Below are 22,607 nucleotides of genomic sequence, written 5' to 3' on the forward strand. Positions count from 1 at the left end.
TGACCGGACCTGACGTTGAGCCTAGTGGAATCTTGGAATCGAGCCATACTGCGATGGCGTCATGACGGCTGGGCCTTTGGTAGTAGCTCGCGAGGTGCCTGACATGGCTGGGCATTCGCTCACCGAGCGGCACCGAAAAACGTTCCGCCAGGGAACACGGCCATGGCAAAGACTTGCGCGATAAACGCTGCCCAGCGCGTCGACGTTGTCAGTTGTGCAGCCAGACCCGCGCGGCCGGAAGCAGCTCAACGCGATAGAAGCGATGGATCTCGTCGAAGGAGAGAGTGGCGATCGCCTCCACGACACGTTGGGGTTCTTGCTCGGCAAGCTCGCTCCGGGTCAGCCGGGCCCACCAGCACGCCCTTTGCGCGGCGGGATCGCGCTGCGCGCACGTCAGGCTCTGCAGCAGCCCTTCTCGATAGCGGGCGAAGTCTTCGGCCGACAGCCCTTGGGTATCGGCACCGAAGGCGTCAACGAATTCGCGTAGCTCCCGGCGCAGCGCGGGCACCGAGAGCGAAGGCGACTGAACGAGCAGGATCAGCCCCGGCCGTTCGTGGAGCGGATGATAGCGGGCCAGCACCACGTAGCCGAGCTGACGTTCGACGCGCAGGCGCTGGTAGAGCCGATCGTGCAGCAGCAGCGCCAGCAGCCGGTGACACGCCTGTTGCCGCGGCGAGGCATCCGCCGCCGGAACGTAGAGCGCCACCGCGCTGTCCGGCTGGGAGGCAAGCAGCCGCTGGCGATATTCGCGGCCGGCCTGCAGAAAGGTGATCGGGGCGGCGGGCGAAACGACTGTGCACGAGCTTTCGCCGGGGAAGCACGCGGCCAGGGCGGCATCGATACGCCGCGCGCGCGCGCGCCCAAGCGGACCCGCCAGCAGGCAGTCGATGCCCGCCGCCTGCAGGAGCTCGGCGCGCAGGGCCTCGAGCCGAGCGGACGACGCCAGCGCCAGTTCGGCCAGCAGCGTCTCTTCGCTGCTGCCATGCCCGAGATACGCCTCCGGCAGTTGCAGCAGGCGGCGAAACGCCGGTGCTTCCCGCTGCCGAGCCCAGCGTGCTCGCAGCGCTTCGCGCGCCTGTTCGAAGCGGGGCGGTTCGATGCCGGCACCGGCGAGACGCTCCAGCGACCGCGATAGCAAACGTTCCAGCGGCTGCGGCGACCCTTCGAGCCGCAGCATGATGCCTCGGGCATGGCGATTCATGGCCAGCGTCAAACCGGCCTCCCGGGCCTGCTGCAGCTCGCCGCTCATCTCCTCCTCCAGCCAGGCGAGCAGCAGCTCGGCGTGCACGCTATCCGTCAGGTCCGGCGCGCGCGGCATCGCCAGGCTCAGCCAGACGGCAGCGTCGCCCATTGAGGGCGCATGCGGGCGAAACCCGACCCGCCATCTTTTCGTCTGGCGCAGACTCTCGAACTCGGCATCCTCGCTGTCGCCCTTCCCGCTCTCTTCCACCTTCGCCGTTTCCCCGAGCTCGGGCTCCGTTTCCGGTCCAGCGGCCAGGAAAGAATTGGGTGGCGGTAAGGTGAAAGCCGTCGCCTCGTGCTGCGCCTCGACGAGTCCGCTTCCAGGCGCATCGAGGCGATAGCGCATCGGGAACCAGGGCGAGACGCGATCGCCCCGAACCGAGGGGGCGGCGAACAGTGTCAACGAATTGTGAGGAGCCAAGTGGGTCAGGCAACTCGTCAGGGCAAGCGGCGTGATCGTCTCCTTCCGGTAGGGGCCAAGCAGCGCCTCCTCGAGGGGATAGCGATGGAGCCGGTCGGCCAGCGCCTTGGCGAATTCGAGGCTGGAAGCCATCGCCGCGCGCCGGAAACGCCGCTGCTCCATGAGCCGCTGCTCTCGATAGCGCCACTCGGCGATGCCTTCGATCCCGATTCGGCGCAGATAGGCGAAGAGCGCCGCAGCCACGGCTTGCGCATGGTATCCGCCATCGACAGTAAGACCGAACCGGATCTGATAGAGGCCCTGCGGCGCGGTGTCGAGCAGCATCGAGGCGTCGATATCATTCAGCCAGCCACGCTCACGCAGCCAGGCGTAGAGGCCGCCGGCACCGCGATACGTCAGCAGACGCGACAGTACCTCCCATGCCGCCGGCGCTTCATCCTCCGCCGGAGCGGGCACCGGAAAGCACAGGCGCAGCTCATGCCCTTCGCGCCGCTCCAACGCCAGGCGCAGCGGCAGCCTGGCAGGGGGCAGCAGGGCCGGCCAGACGGGCGGCGTACAAGCCGGCCTGCCAGGCACGTCCGCGAAGCGGTGCCGCACCAGTTGCTCGAGAGTGTCGACGGGCAGGTTCGCGACCACCGCCAGTCGCAGGTTGGCAGCGCCGTAGTAACGATGGTGGAACGCCACCAGGGCTTGGCGCAATGCCTCCGGGTCGCCGGCCAGGGTATCGCGGTTGCCGGCGAAGAAACGACTGGCAGGATGCTGCGGATCGAGTACCTGCTTGATCACCCCCAGCACGCCCTGCTCCTCGTCCTCCCGCCGGGCGTGGTATTCCGCGTCGATGACCTTGCGTTCCCGCGCGATGGCCGCCGCGTCCAGGCGCGGGGCCACGAAGAACCGGGCCAGCCGGTCCAGCGCCCCGTCCAGTTGTCCCGGCGGGATCTCGAAGAAGTAGCGGGTCTGGTCGATCTGCGTCGTGGCGTTGTAACGTCCGCCGTGGCCTTGGACATAGGTCGCGAAGTCATCCTCGGCGGGATAGCGGTCGGAGCCCAGGAACAGCATGTGCTCGAGCAGGTGCGCCAACCCGGCGAGATCGGTCGGCTCGTGGGCGCTACCCGCGCCGACGCTCACCGCGGCGGCCGCCAGTTCGGCGTCGGCATCGGCGACGAGCAGCACGGAGAGGCCGTTGGCCAGCTCCAGCGAGCGAGCCTCGCATACCTCCTCACCGCTGGCCAAGCAATGACTCATTGACGGCAGAACACCTGCGACTCGTGCATGTTGCGCGGGGTCAGCTGTTCGACACGGCGCAGATCGGCGCTCGCCGCCTCGCGGGCAGCTTCGATCAGGCCATGATGCGGCGAGTATTCGCACACCGGATCGGCGGCGGCGGGATCCCCGGTCAGCAGGTAGGCCTGACAGCGACATCCACCGAAATCGCGCCCTCGTTCATCGCAATCTCGACAGGGTGAGCGCATCCAGGCGTCGCCGCGATAGCGGTTGAAGGGCTCGCTGTCGTACCAGATCTCTTGCAAACGCCGCTCGCGCACGTTGGGGAAGGTCATCGGCAGCATTCGCGCACTGTGGCACGGCAATACCGCGCCGTCCGGGGCCACGGTCATGAAGATCGCGCCCCAGCCGCCCATGCACGCCTTGGGCCGCTCGGCGTAGTAGTCGGGCACCACGAACAGCAGGCGCATGTCGCGCCCCTTCGCCGCCAGCCGTTCGCGCCAGCGTGCGGTGGTAGCCTCGGCCACCTCGAGTTGCTCGCGGCTCGGCAGCAGGCCCTCGCGATTGAGCTGGGCCCAGCCGTACATCTGGCAGTTGGCGAGCTCCACCGCGTCGGCCCCCAGCGCATCGCACAGGGCAATGATGGCGTCGAGCTCCTCGATGTTGTGGCGATGCAGCACCACGTTGAGCACCATCGGGTAACCTGCGGCCTTGACCGCGCGTGCCATGGCGAGCTTCTTGGCGTGCGCCTTGGGCGAGCCGGCCACCGCGGCGGCCACGTCGGCGTCGCCTGCCTGCAGGCTGATCTGGATATGATCGAGCCCGGCTTCGCGCAGCGCCATGATGCGCGCCTCGTCGAGGCCCAATGCGGAGGTGATCAGGTTAGTATAGAAACCGAGCCCTCGCGCTTCGGCAACCAGCGTTTCGAGATCGCGCCGCACCAGCGGCTCGCCGCCCGAAAAGCCAAGCTGCACCGCGCCCATGGCGCGGGCCTGGCGCATGGTGTCGATCCACTCCTCGGTGGTCAGCTCGTCGCGGTAGGCGGCGAAGTCGAGCGGATTCGAGCAGTAGGCGCACTGCAGCGGGCAGCGATAGGTCAACTCGGCGAGCAGCCACAGCGGCGCGCCGATGCCGCGCGTTTCGGCGGACTGGGCGTGGGCAAGGTCAGTCATGGTGAATCCAGCCCTGTTGCGAGGCGTCGGCGAGAAAATCGCGCACGTCCTGGGCGAGTTCACCGCTCGGGGCCTCGGGGTAGCGTCGAGTGAGCTCATCGATCAACGCACCGACGTCGCGCTCGCCGTCGAGCAGCGACAGGATCGCGCCGGCACTGTCGTTGAGCTGCACCATTCCCTCAGGATAGAGCAATACATGGCGCCCCTGGGCTTCTTCCCATTGCAGCCGCCATCCGGGACGCAGGCGGTAGACGGTACGGGCATCGACGGGGGCGTTCATGACAGCCCCCGGTGGTAGACACGCCGGTCGGTGACGCTGTGGTAAGGAGGGCGGTCGAGCTGATACGCCAGCGTCATGGCATCGAGCATCGTCCACAGCACGTCGAGCTTGAACTGCAGGATCTCCAGCGCGCGCTGCTGGGCCGCGGCGGTGGTGCAAATATCAAGTGCCAGCGCCAGGCCGTGCTCGACATCGCGGCGCGCCTCGGTCAATCGCTTGCGAAAATAGCCGTAGCCCGTCGCATCGATCCAGGGGTAGTGCTGGGGCCAGGTATCGAGGCGGCTCTGGTGGGCACGTGGCGCGAACAGCTCGGTGAGCGACGAGATCGCCGCCTCCCGCCAGTCGGCTCGGCGCACGAAGTTCAGGTAGGCATCCACCGCAAAACGCACTCCGGGCAGCACGTGCTTCTGGGACCAGAGCTCCTCGCGGGTGAGGCCCACCGCCTCGCCAAGCGCCAGCCAGGCCTCGATACCGCCGGGGTCGTCACCGTAGCCGTCGTGATCGAGCAGGCGCTGGGTCCAGCGCCGCCGGGTCTCCGCGTCGGGGCAGTTGGCCAGCAGCGCGGCATCCTTCTGCGGAATCATCACCTGATAGTAGAAGCGGTTGGCCACCCAACCGCGAATCTGTGCCGGCGTGGCGCGCCCTTCGGCCATGTCGACCTGGTACGGGTGATGGATATGGTAATAGTCGCCCTTGGCCATCAGTGCGGCATGAAAGGCTTCACGATCCAGCGCTTGAGGATCGGGTGACGCCCCCGTGGACGTCAAGGGTGATGCAAGCGATGGCATGGCGGCGTCTCCGGCGGAGGTGAAAGACGGAATCATCGCGTTCAAGGCTCGATGCGCATCCCGTCGAAAGCGACCTCGATGCGATGCTTCTCGAGCTCGGCCCGCTCGGGCGAGCCCTCGTCGAGAATCGGATTGGTATTGTTGATATGGATGAGCACACGGCGGATCGCGGCAGGCAGTGCGTCGAGCTCCTCGATCAACCCACCCTTTCCGGCGAGCGCCAGGTGGCCCATCTCGCGGCCCGTCCTGTCGGTGATGCCCAGTCGGGCCATCTCGTCATCGTGCCACAGGGTGCCGTCGATCAGCACGCAATCTGCGCGAGCGAGCCAGGCGCGTAGGGCGTTGTCCGGCCGTCCCAGCCCCGGGGCGTAGAACAGCGAGCCGCCCTTGACCGTATCCTCGATGAACAGGCCGATATTGTCGCCAGGCGTGGTCGCGCCGCGGCGAGGCGAGTAGGGTGGCGCATTGCTCTCCAGCGCCACCGCGGTCATGCGCAGCCCGGGACAGCTCGGCACCTCGAAGACCGCCTGGCGATGGTCGCCATCGATGGCGATCGGCCGCCAGTTCAGGCCGCCCTGCCAGTGCTCAAGCATGGGAAACAGCGGAAAGCCTCCGCTCAGGTCCGCGTGCACGTTGGGTGTGCACCAGACATCCAGCGGGCAGCCCTCGCGCAGCGACAGCAGTCCAGTGACGTGGTCGATCTGGGCATCGATCAGCAGTACCTCGGCGATACCGGTATCGCGAATGCCGCGTCTGGGCTGTAGTTCCGGATTGGCAGCGATCTGGGCGCGAATGTCGGGCGAGGCGTTGCACAATAGCCAGCGTTCGCCATCGCTGCTGATGGCGATCGACGACTGCGTGCGTGACGTGAGACCCGAAACGCCCTGCCGCACTCGACGGCAATTGGGGCAGTGGCAGTTCCACTGGGGGAAGCCGCCCCCGGCCGCGGCGCCGAGGATGATGACCTGCATGCCTGGCCCTCTTGGTTGTCTTGACTGGTGCAGCGGGGCCGACGCGACCCCGCCGTCACGGTCAGCGGTTGGCGATATAGAGAGTCACTTCGAAACCGAGGCGAATATTCTGGTAGGTCGGCTTGGTCCACATGTTGCGCGCTCCTGTGAATCGATTGTTCGGCGTCTGCCACTCACAGTTAAGCACTCGTGCGGCGATATCGGTGCACTACTTTGGAAGGAGATGCCTCGTCTTTTTGTACCCACCGCAGCAATATGCCGCGCGAAACCTTCGCCGTCGCCGCACCGGGCCTAGGCCAGCCTGTCGACCCACTCGCCCAGCGCCTCAAGAGTGGGTAGCACGGCGGCGTCCAGGGCCGCGAGTTCGGCGCCGACCTCGGCTCGACGCCCCTCGCGTGCCAGCACCTCGAGCCGCCCGGCCCGCTCCGTCAGCTCGTAGGCGCCCACACTGCCCGACTCGCCCTTGAGGCGATGCGCCAACGCGGCCAGTGCCGACAGGTCGCCCCGCTCCATGGCTGCCTGAAGTCGGTGGCCATAGTCGCGCAGCTGATCGCGGTGCACCGCCACCAGCCTGGCCAGCGCCGACGGCCCCAGCGAGTCGCACAGCTCGGCGAGCATGACCTCGTCGAGGAGCGCCGACTCGCGGCGGCCGGCGGTGGCCGGGGCCGCCCCGCGGTCGTCGTCTTCGGGTAGCGCGCGACGCAGCGCCGCGGCGAGCTCCAGTCGGCTCAGCGGTTTGGTCAGGTAGTCGGTCATGCCCGCGTTCAGGCAGCGCTCGCGCTCCGCTCCCGGCCCTCCCGCCGTCATCGCCACGACCGGCACTCTACTCCGCCAATCCTCCACCATGCGCAGCCGGCGGGTGGTTTCCAGGCCGTCCATGCCGGGCATCTGCACGTCCATGAACAGGGCATCGAATGTCTCATGTCCGGTCAACTCCAGCGCACGCCGGCCGCTGCCGACGACCGTCACGTGACAGCCGAAACGCTCCAGCATCGCCACCGCCACCTGCTGGTTGACGGGGTTGTCCTCCACCAGCAGGACCTTGCCGCCCCTCGGTGGCGCCAGGATCGGCAGCGGCACCGAAGGCTCCGGCTCATGGTCGGCTGCGACCGGCTCGAGCGGCAGCTCGATCCAGAAGCGACTGCCCGCACCGGGACGGCTGTCGACCCCGATCGCACCGCCCATCGCTCCGGTCAGACGCCGGCTGATGGCCAGTCCCAGGCCGGTGCCGCCATAACGACGCGCGGTGGAGGCATCGGCCTGCCGGAAGGGCTCGAATAGCCGCTCCTGTTGCTCTTCGGGAATGCCCGGGCCGGTATCGATCACCGCCAGGCCAAGCCACCCTCGGGCGGTCAGTGCGGCTTCGATTCGCACTTCGCCCTGCTCGGTGAACTTGATCGCATTGGAAAGCAGGTTGAGCAGCACCTGACGTAAGCGCGCGGGATCGCCCATGATCTGCTCCGGCAGTACCGGTGAAATGTCGGCATTCAGCTCGAGGCCCTTGGCCTGCGCCCGCGGAGCGAAGAGTCGGCAGGCGTCCTCGATCAGAGCCGTCAGGTGAAGCGGTTGGCGCTCGAGTTCGAGCTTGCCCGACTCAATCTTGGAGAAATCGAGAATATCGTTGATCAGCTCCAGCAGACGTGCGGCACTGATGTGCAGAGTATGGGCATACTCTCGCGACTGCGCGTCCAGCGGCTGGTCCATCAACAGATCGCTCATGCCGATGACGCCGTTGAGCGGAGTGCGTATCTCGTGGCTCACGGTAGCGAGGAATTCGGACTTGGATCGACTGGCCGATTCGGCCCGCTGTGCCGTCGCCTGCAGCTCGCGGCTCAGCGATTCCAGTGAGCGTCGCGCCTCGGCATTGTCGCGCGCCTCGCGCACAAGGAAGATCACCACCAGCAGCCCCGCCAGACTCATGGCCAGGATCAGTGCCAGCAGCAGCGCATAGAGCGTCTGCAGGATTTCACGGTCGCGCGTGGCCGAGTCGGCGATGTGAGCCTTGATCTCGACGATCAGTTGCTCGGTCAATCCCGCTACTCGTTCCAGGCGATCCGAGAGTACCAAGCGTTCGCCGACCTCGAGCTGGTCGATCTCGTCGAGCAGGATATCGATGTCGTCCAGCTGCTGGATCAATCCCGTCACCAGGCGATCGGCGAGGGGAATCTGCGCCAGCAGTTCGGTGATATCGCCGCGGCGCAGCAGGTTGACCCGGCTGTAGATCAATTCGAAGCGAAGCCGCACCGCGTCGAGCGATCTCGCATTGCCCGTCTGCTGCGCCAGGTCGCTGCGCAGCTGGACGATGTCACGATCGAGCTTGTAGACATGCCAGGCGGCATCCCCGCCTACGCTCTGGTGCAGTCCCTCCTGCCGCCATGCCACCAACCCGACCACGAACAGCGCCGCGGCGAAGAACAGCAGCACGGCCGCCGCTCCCAACCTGAACCTGAGCGGATAGCGCAGCACGCCTCATCGCTCCGCGCGAGGGCGGCGGCGACCGACAAGCGGATCAAGGCGCATGGATGCTTCCCACGTGCCACACCGAACGATGGCGAATGGTCTCGTTGAGCAGCTCAGGGTGAGCGTCGAAGGGATAGAGCACGAATACCGGGCCGAGGTCACGCACCGCAATCGGTTCCCCATCCCGCTGTATCGCCAGAATCACGTCATAACGCTCCAGGTCGGAGACGGGAACCTCGGCCTCGTACTCATTGATGGCGGAGACTCGAACCTGCTCGCTCTCGACGCCGGCGGCCTCGAGGACAGCTCGGAACAGCGGCCCCTCGAAACGCCCCACGCCTTCCGTCCAGGGCGTGCTCGTCTCTATGACTCGGGTGGGAAGCGACATCATCTGCTCGCGATCCAGATGCAGTTCCTGGCCCACGTTGGGATTGGCCACGTTGCCGGTCACCCGGAGCAGCACCTCGCCCTCGGGCGGCGGCAGCGATGCGGCTGGAGACGACAGCGAGGCGGTGCCAATCACGACGGAAAGGAGCACAACAGAAGTACGACGAAGCCACATTCGAAGCATCTTGGCCATCCACGAGAACAGGAATGCGCCAAGAGTACGCGAAAAGGGGCGAAAGGTCAGGCGGGCGAGACGCGAAGTCGCGGCAGGGCACATACCCTGCCGCAACGGGCATCAAGACACCTTGTCTACCGGTTCGCAGCGCACCAGATCCTCATAGGCATGCCAGCTGGCATGGCCGAGTATTGGCAGAATCACGGCAAGGCCGATATAGAAGGTCAAGATGCCGACGACGACGCAAGCGGTCAGGATGACGGCCCACAGCAGCATGGGGCGGAAATTCCGAGCCACCGCGCGTACGCTGGCCTCGATGCCTTCCATGAAGGTGAGGTCCTGATCCATCAGGGTCGGTATGGCGACGACACTGATGGCGAAAGCGCCGAACGCCAGCACCGCACCCGCCACGGTGCCCACGGCAATCATGCCGAGACCCTGCGACGTGGTCAGCAGCATGGCATACAGCTCGACCGGCCCCGGCGCATCGAAGCCGAAGAACAAGGCGAACAACAGGGTTGCCAGGCGAATCCAGGCAAGGAAGAAGATCATCAGCATCACGCCCATCATCGCCAGTTGGCCGGCGTGCGAGCGCCAAGAGCTGAAAGCGTCGCCCAGATGCGGTACGCACTTATTACCCAGCGCACGGCTGATACCGTAGGAGCCCACAGCCACCAGCGGTCCCAGGAACATGAAACCGGCCAGCAACGGCAGCAGCCAGTGCCACAAATCGAATACGATGGCACCCGCAGTGATCGCAAGGCTGAGGCCTACCCAGAACATGCCATAGGCGAGGCTCACCGCAGTGGCGTGGCGAAAATCATCGACCCCGGCGGCAAGCCAGGCCCTGGGGCGGGACATATCGATTGTTTTGATGTGGATTCTGACGGAGGGAGCGGAGTGCCCGGCGGTTCTTGTTGCATTCATTGTCTTACCCCGTTTGGTCGCCATGGGAAGGACGATAGAGGCGTCGTTTCCGGCCGGGAGGTCCGGACGACGTCTTGTTGTCTTCATCCATCCTTAATGTAGTTGACGGGGCACAAGAGCGCTGGACAATGTTCTCAACGCAGCCGCGATCTTTTTCACTGTCTCTCTCTTACTGCAAGCCTCCTTCCTGGCAAGTCTTTTAAAGCGACACGCCCCGGCCAGAGCCGGGGCGTGTCAAAGAAGCGTCAAGTCTAAGACGCTAGCGCACGATCATCACCGACACCTTGGAGTGATGAACGACGTGCTCGGCGTTGGGGCCCAACACGTAGTCGGCGAACTTGCGCTTGTTGTGGGAGGCCATCACGATCAGGTCGACCTCGAGTTTCTTGGCCGCCTTGATGATCGCCTCCCAGGGCGAGCCGTCGACGATTACCGACTGGACCTTGACGTCCTCGGGGACATGCTCGGCGATGAAACGATGCTGCGCTTCGGACAGCGCCGCATGCGCCTTCTTCGAGAAGTCGCGCGGGAAGTAGGAGCCCACCATCGGCATGTGGTAATCCGGCAATACCGTCACCACATGCAGGGAAGCGTCGAAGGTCCGACACAGAGTCACCGCCGTGGGCAGCGCCCTGACCCAGGAGCTCTCCTCGTTGAGGTCCACCGACAACAAGATCTTGTCGTACATCTCTCCCTCCTCAGGCCGCGCTGGCCGTCGACGGCTGCTTCAGGCGGCGGCGTCGCTGCATCAGCACGACCAGGCCGAACACCAGGAAGCCCGGAACCCACATCCACTCTTTCGCCCAACGATCCACCGGCGCCAGCACCTCGACGATTTCCTGATCGAAATCGAAACCGAGATCCGCCGCCGTGCCGCCGAACTCGACGAAATCGACGGTGGTCCGGCCGTCTTCCGTCCACAGCTCCATGCCGAGTCGCTCCATGCGCTCCTCGGGCGTGTCGCCACGCGGCACCGGCACCAGGACGTAGGTGGTCAGAGGCGCACCGAACTTGTCCTCACCGGAGATCTGAACGCGCAACTGGCTGCCGTGATCCACGTCGGCCAGCGCCTGGGCGAACTGCTCCGGCGGCACCGACTCGTAGGGGTCGTGGATCCGATCCATCCAGAAGCCGGGGCGGAACAGGGTGAAGGCCACCAGCAACAGCAGTATCGACTCGTACCAGCGGTTGCGCACCAGAAAGTAGCCCTGGGTGCCGGCGGCGAAGATCAGCATGGCGATGGTGGCGATGATGAAGACCACCACGCCCTGCAGCCAGCCGACCTCGATCAGCAGCAGATCGGTGTTGAAGATGAAGAGAAACGGCAGCGCTGCCGTGCGCAGGCTGTAGTAGAACGCCTGGAAGCCGGTGCGCAGCGGATCGCCGCCGGATACCGCCGCCGCGGCGAACGACGCCAGCCCCACCGGTGGCGTCACGTCGGCCATGATGCCGAAATAGAACACGAACAGGTGCACCGCGATCAGCGGTACGATCAGGCCGTTCTGCTGCCCCAGCAACACGATCACCGGCGCCATCAGCGCCGAGACCACGATGTAGTTGGCGGTGGTCGGCAGCCCCATGCCCAGGATCAAGCTGAGCAGCGCGGTGAACAGCAGGATCAGCATCAGGTTGCCCATGGCCAGGACCTCGACCACGTCGGCCAGCACCAGCCCCACACCGGTCTGGGACACCGCCCCCACCACGATGCCCGCGGTGGCGGTGGCGATGCCGATGCCGATCATGTTGCGCGCCCCGGTCACCAGCCCGTTCCACAGATCGAGACAACCCTCCTTGAGGTCGGCCGCCAATCGCCCGCGTCCGCGAAAGATCGCGATGATGGGTCGCTGGGTGAGCATGATGAAGATCATGAATACCGTGGCCCAGAAGGCCGACAGCCCTGGCGACAGGCGCTCGACCATCAGGCACCAGACCAGCACCACCACGGGCAGGATATAGTGCAGCCCCACCATCACCGTGGGCCGTGTCTGAGGCAGCGTGACCACCTGGGAGGTGGGATCGTCGAGTTCGAGCTCCGGATAGTAGGAGCCGAGCTTGAGCAGCCCCACGTAGACGATGGCCAGCGCCACGGCCACGACCCAGGGCGTGGCGTCGCCCAGCAACGGCTTGAGCCAGCCCAGGCCATAGTAGACGGCGAACGAGAGCGCCATCAGCAGCAGCAGACCGGTCAAAAAGCCGATCGCCTTGTTCAGCAGCGGTCGCGGAGGGTTACTCGACGGCAATCCCTTCAGGTCGGCCTTGAGCGCCTCGAGGTGCACGATGTAGATCAGGGCGATATAGGAAATCAACGCCGGCAGGAAGGCATGCTTGATCACCTCCACGTAGGAGATGCCGACGTACTCCACCATCAGGAACGCCGCGGCGCCCATCACCGGCGGCATGATCTGACCATTGACCGACGATGAAACCTCGACCGCACCGGCCTTCTCGGCGGAAAAGCCCACCCGCTTCATCATGGGGATGGTGAAGGTACCGGTAGTCACGGTATTGGCGATCGACGAACCGGAAATCAGGCCAGTCATGCCCGAAGCCACCACCGCCGCCTTGGCCGGACCGCCCTTGTAGTGACCGAGAAGAGAAAAGGCGACCTTGATGAAGTAGTTGCCGGCTCCGGCCTTGTCGAGCAGCGCACCGAACAGCACAAACAGGAACACAAAGCTGGTGGAAACGCCCAGGGCGATGCCGAACACCCCTTGAGTAGTCAACCACTGATGGTTGATCAGGCCGTACAGGCTGACCCCACGGTGGGCCAGAATGCCCGGCATGTAGGGACCGAACAGGGTGTAAACGATGAATAACGACGCCACCACCATCAGCGGTGGCCCCAGCGCTCGACGAGTCGCCTCGAGCAGCACCAGGATACCCACGACCCCGACGACCACGTCCTGCAGAATCGGCGCACCCGGCCGCTGCGAGAGTTCGTTATAGAAGATGAAGATGTAGAGCGCACAGAAGGCGCCGATCGACGCCAGTACCCAGTCCTGCAGCGGAATGCGGTCACGCGGGGAACGCTTGAGCGCGGGATAGGCCATGAAGGCCAGGAACGTGGCGAAAGCCAGGTGGATCGAGCGCGCTTCGGTGGCGTTGAACACCCCGAAGCGGACGATGTAGGGCAACGGTGAAGCAATCCAGAGCTGGAACAGCGACCAGGCGGCCGCCACACCCACCAGCAGCTTGCCGGGCGTGCCCAGCGGTTTTCGCGCCCCGCTGTCGCTCGAGGAGACCATGTCTTCGAGGTCGACCTCGGGCTGTCGCGAATTCGTCTTTTCGTCAGTCATTGCCGTCCTGCCCCACCATCGCGGTTGATTTGAGAATACGCCTGTTCATCGGGTTCGTCGCATGGTTGGTTCAAACAGATGCGCGGACCCTGAGGTCCGCGCATCCTTTCAACAGAGGGGAGTACCCCTTGCAATGGCTTAGTCGATCCAACCACGCTCGCGGTAGTAGCGCTCGGCGCCTTCATGCAGCGGCGCAGTCAGGCCGTCGGAGATCATGTCTTCCTCGTTGAGGTTCTCGAACGCCGGATGCAGGCGCTTGAAGCGATCGAAGTTGTCGAACACGGCCTTGACGGTCTGGTAGACGATCTCCTCGTCAAGGTCGGCATGGGTGACGAAGGTCGCCGCGACGCCGAAGGTCTCGACATCCTCATCGTTGCCGCGATACAGGCCGCCGGGAATGACCGAGCTGGTGTAGTACGGATGCTCCTCGACCAGGGCATCGATCTCGTCACCTGTGACCGGGACGATGCGCGCGTCGATGGTGGTGGTGGCCTCCTGGATGGAACCGTTGGGGTGGCCGACCACGTAAACCATGGCGTCGACGTTGTTGTCGGCCAGGGCCGCGGCCTGCTCAGCGGCATCCAGTTCGGAAGCCAGGGAGAAGGTGTCGGTATCCCAGCCCATGGCTTCCATCACCACGTTCATGGTGTTGCGCTGGCCGGAGCCCGGGTTGCCGATATTGACGCGCTTGCCCTCGAGATCGGTGAAATGCTCGATGCCGGAGTCGGCGCGCGCCACGACGGTCAGCGGTTCGCCATGCATAGTGAAGACGGCACGCATGTCTTCCCAGGCACCGTCGGATTCGAAGTTGTCTTCGCCGTGATAGGCACGGTATTGCACGTCGGACTGCACCACGCCCATGTCGAGCTCACCGCTCTTCATTCCATTGACGTTGGCCACGGAACCGCCGGTGGACGGCGCGTTACAGCGGATATTGTGCTCGTCGCTGCCACGGTTCACCATGCGGCAGACGGACTGACCCACGACGTAGTAGACCCCAGTCTGACCGCCGGTGCCGATGGTAATGAAATTCTCTTGGGCCACGGCCGGTGCCGAGACCATGGCGGCCCCGAGAAGGGCCCCGGAGAAGGCAGCCGCAGAAAAAGCATGGCGTTTCATGAACACACCTCTTGACGTTATTGGCCAATCTTCATTGCTGAAAGCAAGATCCCTGGTAGCCAGGCGCGCACGCCCTGGCCGGCGGTAGTACCGCTCCCCACTACTTTAGCGAAAAAAACGTCTTGATGATGGGTCTTTTTCAACTGAATGTAGTCTAGTCGCCCACTTCGTTTAGTGCGCGTTAATGCCGTAACGGCATGGGCCATGAGCGATCCCGCACCTTCTCTCGGACCGCGACCTCGCAGTGTGCTTCATGAGGCCTTGACGATGAGCTCGCGCTTAGCCTCCCTCATGGCGGCAAATTCGGCCTCAAAGAAAAACTCGCTTTCTCCCAGGGCAGGTTCCAGATGGTTGAGCCAGGTGGCGTTCTCGTCGTACTTGGCGAAGAACGGCCGCTGCACCCAGTCGTTGTCGCGGCCCTGGATGAAGCGCAGCACGAAGACCTTCTCACCGCCGACCTCGGTGACACCCTGAACCTCCACCTTGCCCGGGTCGGCCGACATCGACGGACCACGGGCGGTACGCGCCAGTCCCGGCACTTGTTTCATGGCCTCGCGATAGATTTCCCACGCCCTGACCAACGGTACCTCGAAGTAATGGCGGGCGCCGGTGTCGCGCTCGACGAACATGTAATAAGGGATCATTCCCAGGCGCACTTGGGTGGTCCACATGCGCGCCCACTGGTCGGCGTCGTCGTTGATGTGCTTGAGCAGAGGCGCCTGGGTACGGATCTCGGCGCCGGTGGCACGGATGCGCCGGATTGCTTCGCGGCAGATCGGCGTGTCCATCTCGCGCCAATGATTGAAATGCGCCATGAAGGCCACGTGCTTGCCGGCCGCGGTCAGTTCACGAAACAGGGCCAGAATGTCTTCGGCGTCGGGATCGGAGACGAAGCGGTAAGGCCAGAAGGTCAAGCTCTTGGAGCCGATACGAATATCCTGGACATGGTCCAGCTCAGGCGCCGTCAATCCTTCCAGATACATGCGCAGATGCTTGGCCTTCATCACCATGGGGTCGCCGCCGGTCATCAGCAGATCGGTGACCTCGGTGTGCTCGGCCAGGTAACGATGCAGCGAATCCGCCTCGCTGGAGGCGAACTTCAACTCCTTGTCGCCGACGAACTGGGCCCAGCGGAAGCAGAAGGTGCAGTAGCTGTGACACACCTGGCCCTGGCTGGGGAAGAACAGTACCGTCTCGCGATACTTGTGCTGCATGCCGGGTAGCGGTTCGCCGTCGAGCAGCGGCAGGTTGAGGTCCATCTGCCCCGCTGGATGCGGGTTGAGTTCGCTGCGAATGCGCTCGATCACCGGTTGCAGCTCGATGGCGGTGGCTTCACGGCGCAACAGCTCGGCCACCTCGTCGTAATGTTCGGGCAGGAGCATGCCGCGCTGAGGGAAAGTGAGCTGGAAGATGGGATCGTGGGGTACGTTGTCCCAGTCGATCAGCTCGTCGATGACGTATTCGTTGACTCGAAAAGGCAGCACCTGGCTGACCACCCGCATGTCGAAACGCAGGCCGTCAGACAGATGCTGGATCGCCTCGATCTTGTCCAACTGGCGGTGGGTGTAGACCTTGAACTGACGGGCCTCGAAGGCTTCGGTAATTGGGTCGCCGAGGTCGATGTTCACACGCTGGTTCATGTCGTCTCCTCCTGTTGTCGTGGGCCGTGGCGGGAATTTCCCTGCGCAGCGCGCAGCAGCGCGTCACGCCGGTCGAAACCGACGCTGCCTTGGCTTATCGGGGGGAGCACATTGGTACCGTTCCGGGGAACGAGATGCAAGTTTACGCAGCAATATGCAACGAATGTCTCGGAAATTGCGAATAAACGTAACGCATCGTTTCGTTCAATCTCCGCGCACCAAGCGGCCGACCAGACGCTGTAGACGGGGTGCGCCGATCAGAATGAGAGCGAAGGCTATCGGCCATGCGATATAGAAAGCACGCCACCAGCGCGCGAGGAAGCCCTCACCGAGTCCGGTGTTGACCCAAGTGATGACGAACGTCATCAGCGTGACCATGTAAATCGACATGAGCACCGCGAAGGTCAGCGATGCATAGCGGGAAGGTAACGGCATAACCTTGTCCACAATCCAAGAAGGCTAATAGCTTAGCGACGAATTATTGCATGCCGACGACCGCCGATGCATCACGGCGGAGCCTGGCGGCCCGTTCTTGAACAATCGCTCCCCCCACGACCAGACTGACGTCAAAGCCAAGAGGAATACGCCCATGCCAACCCAACTGGAGTGTCATCAGGGCGACATCGCCCATCAGCCCGACATGGACGCGGTGGTCAATGCCGCAAATGCCGAACTTCGCCCCGGCGGCGGCGTAGCGGGTGCCCTGCATCGCGCCGCCGGTCCGGAGCTCGACCGCGCCTGCCGCCCCTTGGCGCCGATCGAGCCAGGCCAGGCCGTCATCACCGACGCCTTCGGCCTGCCCAACCGCCACGTCATCCATTGTCTGGGGCCGGTGTACGGCCGCGACAAGCCGGAAGCGGAACTGCTGGCCAATTGCTATCGCAGCGCTCTCGAACTGGCCGAGAGGCACGGGCTTGCCAGCATTGCCTTCCCCGCCCTGTCGGCGGGCGCCTTCGGCTACCCGCTCGACGATGCGGCACAGGTGGCGCTTGCCACGGTGTGCGAGACACTACCGAAGTGCCCGGGAATCGAACGGGTGCGCTTCGTGCTGTTTGATGCTGGAAGCGCGGAGGTCTTCCAACGCACGCTGGATTCCCTCAGCAGCGCCTAGTCAGACGTTATAACCGAGTACGCGGGGCAACCAGAGGGCAATCTGCGGGAAGATCGCCACTAGTGCCAGGGCGCTGGCCATGGCGAGCACGAACAGCAATGCCCAGCCAAGGGTCTCTTCCAGGCGGATCTTGGCGATCTCGGTGGTCACCATCAGGTTGACCGCCACCGGTGGCGTGAACTGGCCGATGGCGATGTTCATCGCCAGCAGGATGCCGAACCACACCGGGTTCCAGTCGAGATGCTGCATCACCGGGGTGAGGATCGGCATCATGATCAGATAGATCGAGATGGCATCGAGCAACATGCCGGCCAGCAGCACCGCCAGCATGATCAGGATCAGCAGCAGCACACCGTTGTCGGAAAGACCGATGATCCACTCCGCCAGATGGCGGAAGGTGCCGAGCATGGTGCCGGCCCAGGCGAAGATGCCTGCCAGGGCGATGATCAGCATGACCACGCCGGAAATCACCGCCGCCTCGCCAAACAGTCCCCACAGATCGCGCAGCCCGATCTCCCGGGTGAGAAACAGCCCCACCAAGGCGCCGTAGGCCACCGCCACCACTGCCGCCTCGGTCGGGGTGAACAGCCCCGAACGCAGCCCGCCGAGGATAAGCACCGGGGCAAAAAGCGCCGGCAGCGCCTGCTTGAAGCTCTCCCCGATCCTCGGCCGATCGGCTTCGGGCATCGCCCTGCCGCCCTCCCAGCCGTAGCGTTTAGCGACCAGCAGGGCCGGCACCAGCAGCGCCAGACCGGCGAGCACGCCGGGGAAAAGCCCGGCGGCAAACAGGGCGCGCAGGTCGACCCCGGGCACCACGATGGAATAGAGAATCAGCGCCACCGACGGCGGGATCAGGATCGCCGTTGAAGCAGAAGCGGCGATCAGCGTGGCCGAGAAGGGTTTGGGATAGCCCGCCTTGGTCATGCTCGGCAGCATTACCATGGCCACCGCTGCGGCATCGGCCGGGCCGGAGCCGCTCATGCCGCCCATGATCATGCACACCAGCACCGCCACCAATGCCAGACCGCCGTGCCGCGGGCCGATCAACGCCTGAGCGAAGCGCACCAGACGCAGCGCCACGCCGGCTCGCTCGAAGATCAGACCGGTCATGATGAACAGCGGGATGGCGATCAGCGGATACTTGGCGATGCTGTTGTAGGTGTTGGTGCCGAGCGTGGCCAGCATGGCCGGCGAGAGCCCCGTCACGATACCCACCGCCCCCGCCAGCGCCAGCGAGAAGGCCACCGGCACGCCGGCGATCAGCAGCCCGGCGAAGGCCAGGATCATCCACAGGTCAGGGCTCATCCTCGAGCCTCCCGCGCAGACGATCGTGAATCTGCTGTACCAGCCGTACCAGCATCGCCGCCGCCAGCAGCGGCAGCCAGATCAAGTACCACCACTGCGGCAGGCCGAGCCCCGGCGACAGCGACTCCCACTGGTACTCTTCCCAAGTCAGCTTGGCGCCGAACCACGCGATCAGCCCCAGCACGCAGGCACTGCACAGCCCCTGGAAGAGAATCAGCGCCTTGCGCGGTCGCGGCGGCAACGCGCGCTCGAGCAGGCCAATGCGGATATGACCGTTGCGGCGCAGCGCCACCGCCGCACCGGTGAATGTCAGCACCACCAGCAGAAATACCGAGAATTCCTCGGTAAAGGCCAGGGATCCGCCTGTCACGTAGCGTGTCACGACATTGCCCAGGCTGATCAGCGAAATGATCGCCAGCGCCAGCGAACCCAGCCAACGCTCCGGCTTGGCATCGGGAGAGAATTTCATCGAAGCCTCGCGAAAACAGGCCCGGCGTCGCGAGCGGCGCCGGGATCAGGCATGGTCCCGATCAAGGACGGCGGGCTCAGCGCGCCTCGACGGCCTCTGACGCGGCATCGACGAGTTCCTGGCCGATGCGCGGGGTCCACTTGTCGTGCACGCTCTGGGTGGCGTTGACGAAGGCCCGATGCTGCTCCTCGGTGAGCTCGGTGACCTCCACGCCGCGCTCCTGGATGGCGGCCAGGCGCTCGCTCTCCTGCTCTCGGGTCATGGCGATTTCCCACTCGCCCGCCTCAATGGCGGTCTCGCGCAGGATGTCGCGCTCCTCCTCGGAGAGCGTTTCCCAGACCTGCTCGTTGACGGCGAAGATCAGCGGATCGTTCATGTAGTTCCACAGCGTCAGATACTCCTGGCCCACCTGATCGATGCGCGCCACGTCGAACACGGAGAGCGGGTTCTCCTGACCGTCCACAGCGCCCGTGGTCAGCGCCGGCTGCGCGTCGGTCCAGCTCATCTGAGTGGGGTCGGCGCCCAGTGCGGTGAAGGTATCCTGGAACAGCGGCGAGCCGACCACGCGGATCTTCAAGCCGTCGAGATCGCCGGGCTCGTCGATCGGTCCGCGGGAATTGGAGAGCTGGCGGAAGCCGTTCTCGCCCCAGGCCAGCGGGATCACGCCGCGCGACTCGATGGCCTCGAAAATCATCTCGCCGGCGGCACCGCCGGTCACGGCATCCACCGCCGCCTCGTCGGGCATGAAGAACGGCAGCGAGAAGAGATTGAGCTCGGGCACCTGCGGCGACCAGTTGATGGTCGAGCCGACGGCCATGTCGATCAGACCCGACCGCATGGCCGAGAACTCCCGCGTCTGATCGCCGTTGACCAGCTGCGAATTGGGGTAGACGCGAAGGGTGAGCTCACCGTCGGTGCGCTCCTCCACCAGTTCGGCCCATTTCTCGGCGGCCTGCCCCCAAGGGAAGGCATCGGAAAGCACGGTGGAGACCGAAAGTTCGCGCGCCTGGGCGGTGAGCGAGGCACTCAGCACGGCGGCGCCGGCCAGCGCCGCGGCGGTACGGGAGATACGGCTTGCAGCATTCATGACGTGTCCTTGAGTCGTTGGCCGTACTTCCCGCGCGGGGAGCCGGCTAATTCTTGGTATAAAGGAGAATCGGGGAAGTCCCATCGCATTGTAAAGCGATAAGCGTTGAAGGAAAGGCGATCACGTCGCCGGCTCGCCCGTGCTCCCCCTGATCACCAGCTCGTGGGGTAGCATCCGATGAGGCTCACCCTGGTGACGCCTTTCCAGTACATCGATCAACATGGCAACCGCTTGCTTGCCGAAGGCTTCGGCCGGCTGGGCGATGGTGGTGAGAGGCGGATCGCTATATGAGGCGAAGTCGATGTCGTCGAACCCCGCCACCGAGATATCACCGGGGATCGCCAGACCGGCCTGCTTGAGGCAACTGATGGCACCGATGGCCATCTCGTCGCTCTCGCAGAAGATCGCCGTGGGCGGTTCGGCCCGGGCGATCAGCGTACCGGCGGCTTCGTACCCCGAACGCGGCGTAAAATCGCCAGGGCAGATCAGGCTCTCATCGAGCGCGATACCGGCGGCCTCCAGGGCGTCGCGGTACCCCGCCACACGATCACGGGTCAGGGGGCTGCGTCGCGGCCCCTTGATCATGCCGATACGGCGATGTCCGAGAGCGAGGAGATGTTCGGTAAGCAGCCTCGCCGCCGCGCGATTGTCGAGCTTGACGGTGGGACAGGGTGCATCGTCGAGCACTTCGCAAGCGTTGACCATCGGCAGCGGCGTTCCGTCGCTGTCGGCATCCTCGGGGAATGGATTGTAGGCGCGCAACTGTATGACGCCGTCGGCCTGCCGGGTCGTCACCAGGCTGGCGTACGTCGCCTCCGTCTCCTCATGACCGTTGGTGTTGCACAACAGCACGCCATATCCCCGCTCCTGGGCCGCCTCCTGAATACCGCTAATGACCCGGGCGAAGAAGGTGTTAGCGATGGTCGGTACCAGCACCACTAGGTTGTGAGTGCGCCGCGAGCGGAATCGCACCGCCATCAGGTTGGGCTTGTATCCTGCTTCGTTGACTGCCTGCAGGACCTTGTCGCGGGTCGCCGGCGAAACGACGTCCGGCGATCTCAGGGTACGTGACACCGTCGCCACGGAGACGCCTGCCAGCTCGGCGACCTTGCGAATATTGGTCATGGCCTCCCTTACTCTGCACGTTCCTCGAATGCCCGGCACGGCGATGCCGGCGGGAGTGCCAGCTTACCCCATCACGCGCCCAAACTCAGCGCGCCGCCCACCGGCCGGGTTCTCCTATGACCTTGGTAGCATTGACGCTCTTGAAAGCGATATCTAGATTGAGCCAAATGTAACCGGTTACATCACACCGATCCGATTACTCGATGCAGCGACCGATACGGAGCCCGAGATGACGTTCTCCCCTCTTTCAAGAATCCGCCTGGGTATGGTCGGCGGCGGCCAAGGCGCTTTCATCGGCCAGGTGCACCGCCTGGCGGCGGCACTGGACGGCGAGTTCGAGCTCGTCTGCGGTGCTTTCAGTCGTTCGCCGGAGAACAATCGACACACCGGCGCCCTGTGCGGCCTGCCTGCCGAGCGCATCCATACCGACTGGCGGCAACTGATCGAGGACGAGCGCAGGCGCCCGGCGGATCAGCGCATGCAGTTGCTGGTCATCGCCACGCCCAACCACCTCCACGTTCCCATCGCCGAAGCGGCCCTGGACGCGGGATTTCACGTCTTTTCGGAGAAACCCGCCGCGCTGTCGCTGAGCGAGGCCCAGCGACTGGCAAACACCTGGCGGATCCGCGGTGGCCTGTATGGCCTGGCGCATACCTACCTGGGCTACCCCATGGTGTGGCAGGCCCGGGAGATGGTCCGTGAGGGCCAGCTCGGCCGACTGCGCAAGCTGCACGTCGAGTACCCACAGGGTTGGCTGGGCGAGCAGCTCGAGCAGCAGGGCAACAAGCAGGCCGCCTGGCGCACCGATCCGGCCCTGGCCGGGGCCAGCGGCTGCATGGCCGATATCGGCACTCACGCCTTCGGCCTGGCCGAGTTCATCTCGGGGCACCGCGTCAGCGAGCTGTGTGCCGCCCTTGCCAGCCATGCCGAAGGGCGCCGGCTCGACGATGACGGCGACGTGCTGCTGCGCACCGACCAGGGCGCCAGCGGTACCCTGATCGCCAGCCAGGTATGCAGCGGCGAGGAGAACGCGTTGAAGGTTCGCCTCTACGGCGAGCGTGGCGCGCTCGAATGGCACCAGATGGAGCCCAACAGCCTGCTTCATCGCCCTCACAAAGCGCCGATGCGCGTGCTGCGCGCCGGCATCGACCAGCCCGAGCTGTGCCAGGCGGCCCGGCAGAGACTGCGCCTGCCCGGCGGCCACCCGGAGGGCTACCTGGAGGCCCTGGCCAACCTGTACCGCGACTTTGCCGCGGCGATCCGCCGTGGCGACGGCGGCGACGTCGAGGGCGTGCCCGGCATGGCATCGGGCCTGCGCGGCATGGCCTTCATCGAGGCGGTGACCGCCAGTCAGGTCAGCGAGCGGAAGTGGACACCGCTGCCCTCCACCGACGAATCGGGAGACTGA

General features: G+C 64.9%; 20 protein-coding genes. 2 read left to right on the forward strand and 18 right to left on the reverse strand.

Annotated features, from left to right (window positions below):
- Window positions 1-208 precede the first annotated feature (208 nt).
- The 14 genes from CYJ07_RS03580 to CYJ07_RS03645 all read right to left on the reverse strand — a co-directional run bounded on the left by CYJ07_RS03580 (window position 209) and on the right by CYJ07_RS03645 (window position 16,537).
- Complete coding sequence (locus tag CYJ07_RS03580; RefSeq protein ID WP_104202300.1) at window positions 209-2,908, reverse strand: insulinase family protein; 2,700 nt, start codon at window positions 2,906-2,908, stop codon at window positions 209-211.
- Complete coding sequence (pqqE, locus tag CYJ07_RS03585; protein ID WP_104202301.1) at window positions 2,905-4,059, reverse strand: pyrroloquinoline quinone biosynthesis protein PqqE; 1,155 nt, start codon at window positions 4,057-4,059, stop codon at window positions 2,905-2,907. The genes CYJ07_RS03580 and pqqE overlap by 4 nt, the downstream gene beginning before the upstream one ends.
- The gene (pqqD, locus tag CYJ07_RS03590) at window positions 4,052-4,339 is read right to left on the reverse strand and encodes a pyrroloquinoline quinone biosynthesis peptide chaperone PqqD (RefSeq protein ID WP_104202302.1); all 288 of its coding nucleotides are present in this window, start codon (window positions 4,337-4,339) and stop codon (window positions 4,052-4,054) included. The genes pqqE and pqqD overlap by 8 nt, the downstream gene beginning before the upstream one ends.
- Window positions 4,336-5,127: a pyrroloquinoline-quinone synthase PqqC gene (gene pqqC / locus CYJ07_RS03595; protein WP_104202348.1), complete on the reverse strand. Its 792-nt coding sequence runs from the start codon at window positions 5,125-5,127 to the stop codon at window positions 4,336-4,338. Before pqqC ends, pqqD begins: the two co-directional genes overlap by 4 nt.
- A gap of 41 nt (window positions 5,128-5,168) precedes the next feature.
- The gene (gene pqqB / locus CYJ07_RS03600) at window positions 5,169-6,098 is read right to left on the reverse strand and encodes a pyrroloquinoline quinone biosynthesis protein PqqB (protein WP_104202303.1); all 930 of its coding nucleotides are present in this window, start codon (window positions 6,096-6,098) and stop codon (window positions 5,169-5,171) included.
- Window positions 6,099-6,159: 61 nt separating this feature from the next.
- Complete coding sequence (gene pqqA, locus CYJ07_RS20885) at window positions 6,160-6,231, reverse strand: pyrroloquinoline quinone precursor peptide PqqA (protein ID WP_104202349.1); 72 nt, start codon at window positions 6,229-6,231, stop codon at window positions 6,160-6,162.
- Between the two features lie 158 nt (window positions 6,232-6,389).
- Complete coding sequence (locus CYJ07_RS03610) at window positions 6,390-8,564, reverse strand: ATP-binding protein (protein ID WP_104202304.1); 2,175 nt, start codon at window positions 8,562-8,564, stop codon at window positions 6,390-6,392.
- Between the two features lie 43 nt (window positions 8,565-8,607).
- The gene (locus CYJ07_RS03615) at window positions 8,608-9,096 is read right to left on the reverse strand and encodes a putative pterin-binding protein (RefSeq protein WP_231489521.1); all 489 of its coding nucleotides are present in this window, start codon (window positions 9,094-9,096) and stop codon (window positions 8,608-8,610) included.
- Between the two features lie 144 nt (window positions 9,097-9,240).
- Window positions 9,241-10,047, reverse strand: coding sequence for a DUF2189 domain-containing protein (locus CYJ07_RS03620; RefSeq protein ID WP_104202305.1), 807 nt, complete (start codon window positions 10,045-10,047; stop codon window positions 9,241-9,243).
- Window positions 10,048-10,306: 259 nt separating this feature from the next.
- Window positions 10,307-10,735, reverse strand: coding sequence for a universal stress protein (locus CYJ07_RS03625; RefSeq protein ID WP_104202306.1), 429 nt, complete (start codon window positions 10,733-10,735; stop codon window positions 10,307-10,309).
- 10 nt (window positions 10,736-10,745) lie between these two features.
- Window positions 10,746-13,343, reverse strand: coding sequence for a TRAP transporter permease (locus CYJ07_RS03630; protein ID WP_104202307.1), 2,598 nt, complete (start codon window positions 13,341-13,343; stop codon window positions 10,746-10,748).
- A 138-nt stretch (window positions 13,344-13,481) separates the two neighbouring features.
- Window positions 13,482-14,462 (reverse strand): TAXI family TRAP transporter solute-binding subunit, encoded by a 981-nt coding sequence (locus CYJ07_RS03635; RefSeq protein ID WP_104202308.1) that lies wholly within the window; start codon window positions 14,460-14,462, stop codon window positions 13,482-13,484.
- A 251-nt stretch (window positions 14,463-14,713) separates the two neighbouring features.
- Window positions 14,714-16,102, reverse strand: coding sequence for a KamA family radical SAM protein (locus CYJ07_RS03640; RefSeq protein WP_104202309.1), 1,389 nt, complete (start codon window positions 16,100-16,102; stop codon window positions 14,714-14,716).
- A gap of 204 nt (window positions 16,103-16,306) precedes the next feature.
- Window positions 16,307-16,537: a DUF2798 domain-containing protein gene (locus CYJ07_RS03645; protein WP_104202310.1), complete on the reverse strand. Its 231-nt coding sequence runs from the start codon at window positions 16,535-16,537 to the stop codon at window positions 16,307-16,309.
- A gap of 154 nt (window positions 16,538-16,691) precedes the next feature.
- On the opposite strand from CYJ07_RS03645, the gene CYJ07_RS03650 reads away from it, so the two are divergent.
- The gene (locus tag CYJ07_RS03650; RefSeq protein WP_104202311.1) at window positions 16,692-17,213 is read left to right on the forward strand and encodes a macro domain-containing protein; all 522 of its coding nucleotides are present in this window, start codon (window positions 16,692-16,694) and stop codon (window positions 17,211-17,213) included.
- Here the strand turns inward: CYJ07_RS03650 and CYJ07_RS03655 are convergent, their stop codons facing one another.
- From CYJ07_RS03655 to CYJ07_RS03670, 4 genes are all read right to left on the reverse strand, one after another.
- On the reverse strand, window positions 17,214-18,518 hold the full coding sequence (locus CYJ07_RS03655) for a TRAP transporter large permease (RefSeq protein WP_104202312.1): 1,305 nt from the start codon (window positions 18,516-18,518) through the stop codon (window positions 17,214-17,216).
- Window positions 18,508-18,987 carry a TRAP transporter small permease gene (locus CYJ07_RS03660; protein WP_104202313.1) on the reverse strand — a complete coding sequence of 160 codons (480 nt, stop codon included), beginning with the start codon at window positions 18,985-18,987 and terminating at the stop codon, window positions 18,508-18,510. The genes CYJ07_RS03655 and CYJ07_RS03660 overlap by 11 nt, the downstream gene beginning before the upstream one ends.
- Window positions 18,988-19,063: 76 nt before the next feature.
- Complete coding sequence (locus CYJ07_RS03665; RefSeq protein WP_104202314.1) at window positions 19,064-20,074, reverse strand: DctP family TRAP transporter solute-binding subunit; 1,011 nt, start codon at window positions 20,072-20,074, stop codon at window positions 19,064-19,066.
- A 120-nt stretch (window positions 20,075-20,194) separates the two neighbouring features.
- Window positions 20,195-21,199, reverse strand: coding sequence for a LacI family DNA-binding transcriptional regulator (locus CYJ07_RS03670; RefSeq protein ID WP_104202315.1), 1,005 nt, complete (start codon window positions 21,197-21,199; stop codon window positions 20,195-20,197).
- 229 nt (window positions 21,200-21,428) lie between these two features.
- Here CYJ07_RS03670 and CYJ07_RS03675 point away from each other — a divergent pair, with 229 nt between their 5' ends.
- Complete coding sequence (locus tag CYJ07_RS03675) at window positions 21,429-22,607, forward strand: Gfo/Idh/MocA family protein (protein WP_231489522.1); 1,179 nt, start codon at window positions 21,429-21,431, stop codon at window positions 22,605-22,607.

Source organism: Billgrantia saliphila (assembly GCF_002930105.1).
GTDB classification, from domain to species: domain Bacteria; phylum Pseudomonadota; class Gammaproteobacteria; order Pseudomonadales; family Halomonadaceae; genus Halomonas; species Halomonas saliphila.

What these genes read in the sequence shown, in the direction of transcription:
- CYJ07_RS03580 (WP_104202300.1), bottom strand. Translation starts at nt 2,908, where the DNA reads ATGAGTCATTGCTTGGCCAGCGGTGAGGAGGTATGCGAGGCTCGCTCG.
- pqqE (WP_104202301.1), bottom strand. Translation starts at nt 4,059, where the DNA reads ATGACTGACCTTGCCCACGCCCAGTCCGCCGAAACGCGCGGCATCGGC.
- pqqD (WP_104202302.1), bottom strand. Translation starts at nt 4,339, where the DNA reads ATGAACGCCCCCGTCGATGCCCGTACCGTCTACCGCCTGCGTCCCGGA.
- pqqC (WP_104202348.1), bottom strand. Translation starts at nt 5,127, where the DNA reads ATGCCATCGCTTGCATCACCCTTGACGTCCACGGGGGCGTCACCCGAT.
- pqqB (WP_104202303.1), bottom strand. Translation starts at nt 6,098, where the DNA reads ATGCAGGTCATCATCCTCGGCGCCGCGGCCGGGGGCGGCTTCCCCCAG.
- CYJ07_RS03620 (WP_104202305.1), bottom strand. Translation starts at nt 10,047, where the DNA reads ATGAATGCAACAAGAACCGCCGGGCACTCCGCTCCCTCCGTCAGAATC.
- CYJ07_RS03625 (WP_104202306.1), bottom strand. Translation starts at nt 10,735, where the DNA reads ATGTACGACAAGATCTTGTTGTCGGTGGACCTCAACGAGGAGAGCTCC.
- CYJ07_RS03630 (WP_104202307.1), bottom strand. Translation starts at nt 13,343, where the DNA reads ATGACTGACGAAAAGACGAATTCGCGACAGCCCGAGGTCGACCTCGAA.
- CYJ07_RS03635 (WP_104202308.1), bottom strand. Translation starts at nt 14,462, where the DNA reads ATGAAACGCCATGCTTTTTCTGCGGCTGCCTTCTCCGGGGCCCTTCTC.
- CYJ07_RS03640 (WP_104202309.1), bottom strand. Translation starts at nt 16,102, where the DNA reads ATGAACCAGCGTGTGAACATCGACCTCGGCGACCCAATTACCGAAGCC.
- CYJ07_RS03645 (WP_104202310.1), bottom strand. Translation starts at nt 16,537, where the DNA reads ATGCCGTTACCTTCCCGCTATGCATCGCTGACCTTCGCGGTGCTCATG.
- CYJ07_RS03650 (WP_104202311.1), top strand. Translation starts at nt 16,692, where the DNA reads ATGCCAACCCAACTGGAGTGTCATCAGGGCGACATCGCCCATCAGCCC.
- CYJ07_RS03655 (WP_104202312.1), bottom strand. Translation starts at nt 18,518, where the DNA reads ATGAGCCCTGACCTGTGGATGATCCTGGCCTTCGCCGGGCTGCTGATC.
- CYJ07_RS03660 (WP_104202313.1), bottom strand. Translation starts at nt 18,987, where the DNA reads ATGAAATTCTCTCCCGATGCCAAGCCGGAGCGTTGGCTGGGTTCGCTG.
- CYJ07_RS03665 (WP_104202314.1), bottom strand. Translation starts at nt 20,074, where the DNA reads ATGAATGCTGCAAGCCGTATCTCCCGTACCGCCGCGGCGCTGGCCGGC.
- CYJ07_RS03670 (WP_104202315.1), bottom strand. Translation starts at nt 21,199, where the DNA reads ATGACCAATATTCGCAAGGTCGCCGAGCTGGCAGGCGTCTCCGTGGCG.
- CYJ07_RS03675 (WP_231489522.1), top strand. Translation starts at nt 21,429, where the DNA reads ATGACGTTCTCCCCTCTTTCAAGAATCCGCCTGGGTATGGTCGGCGGC.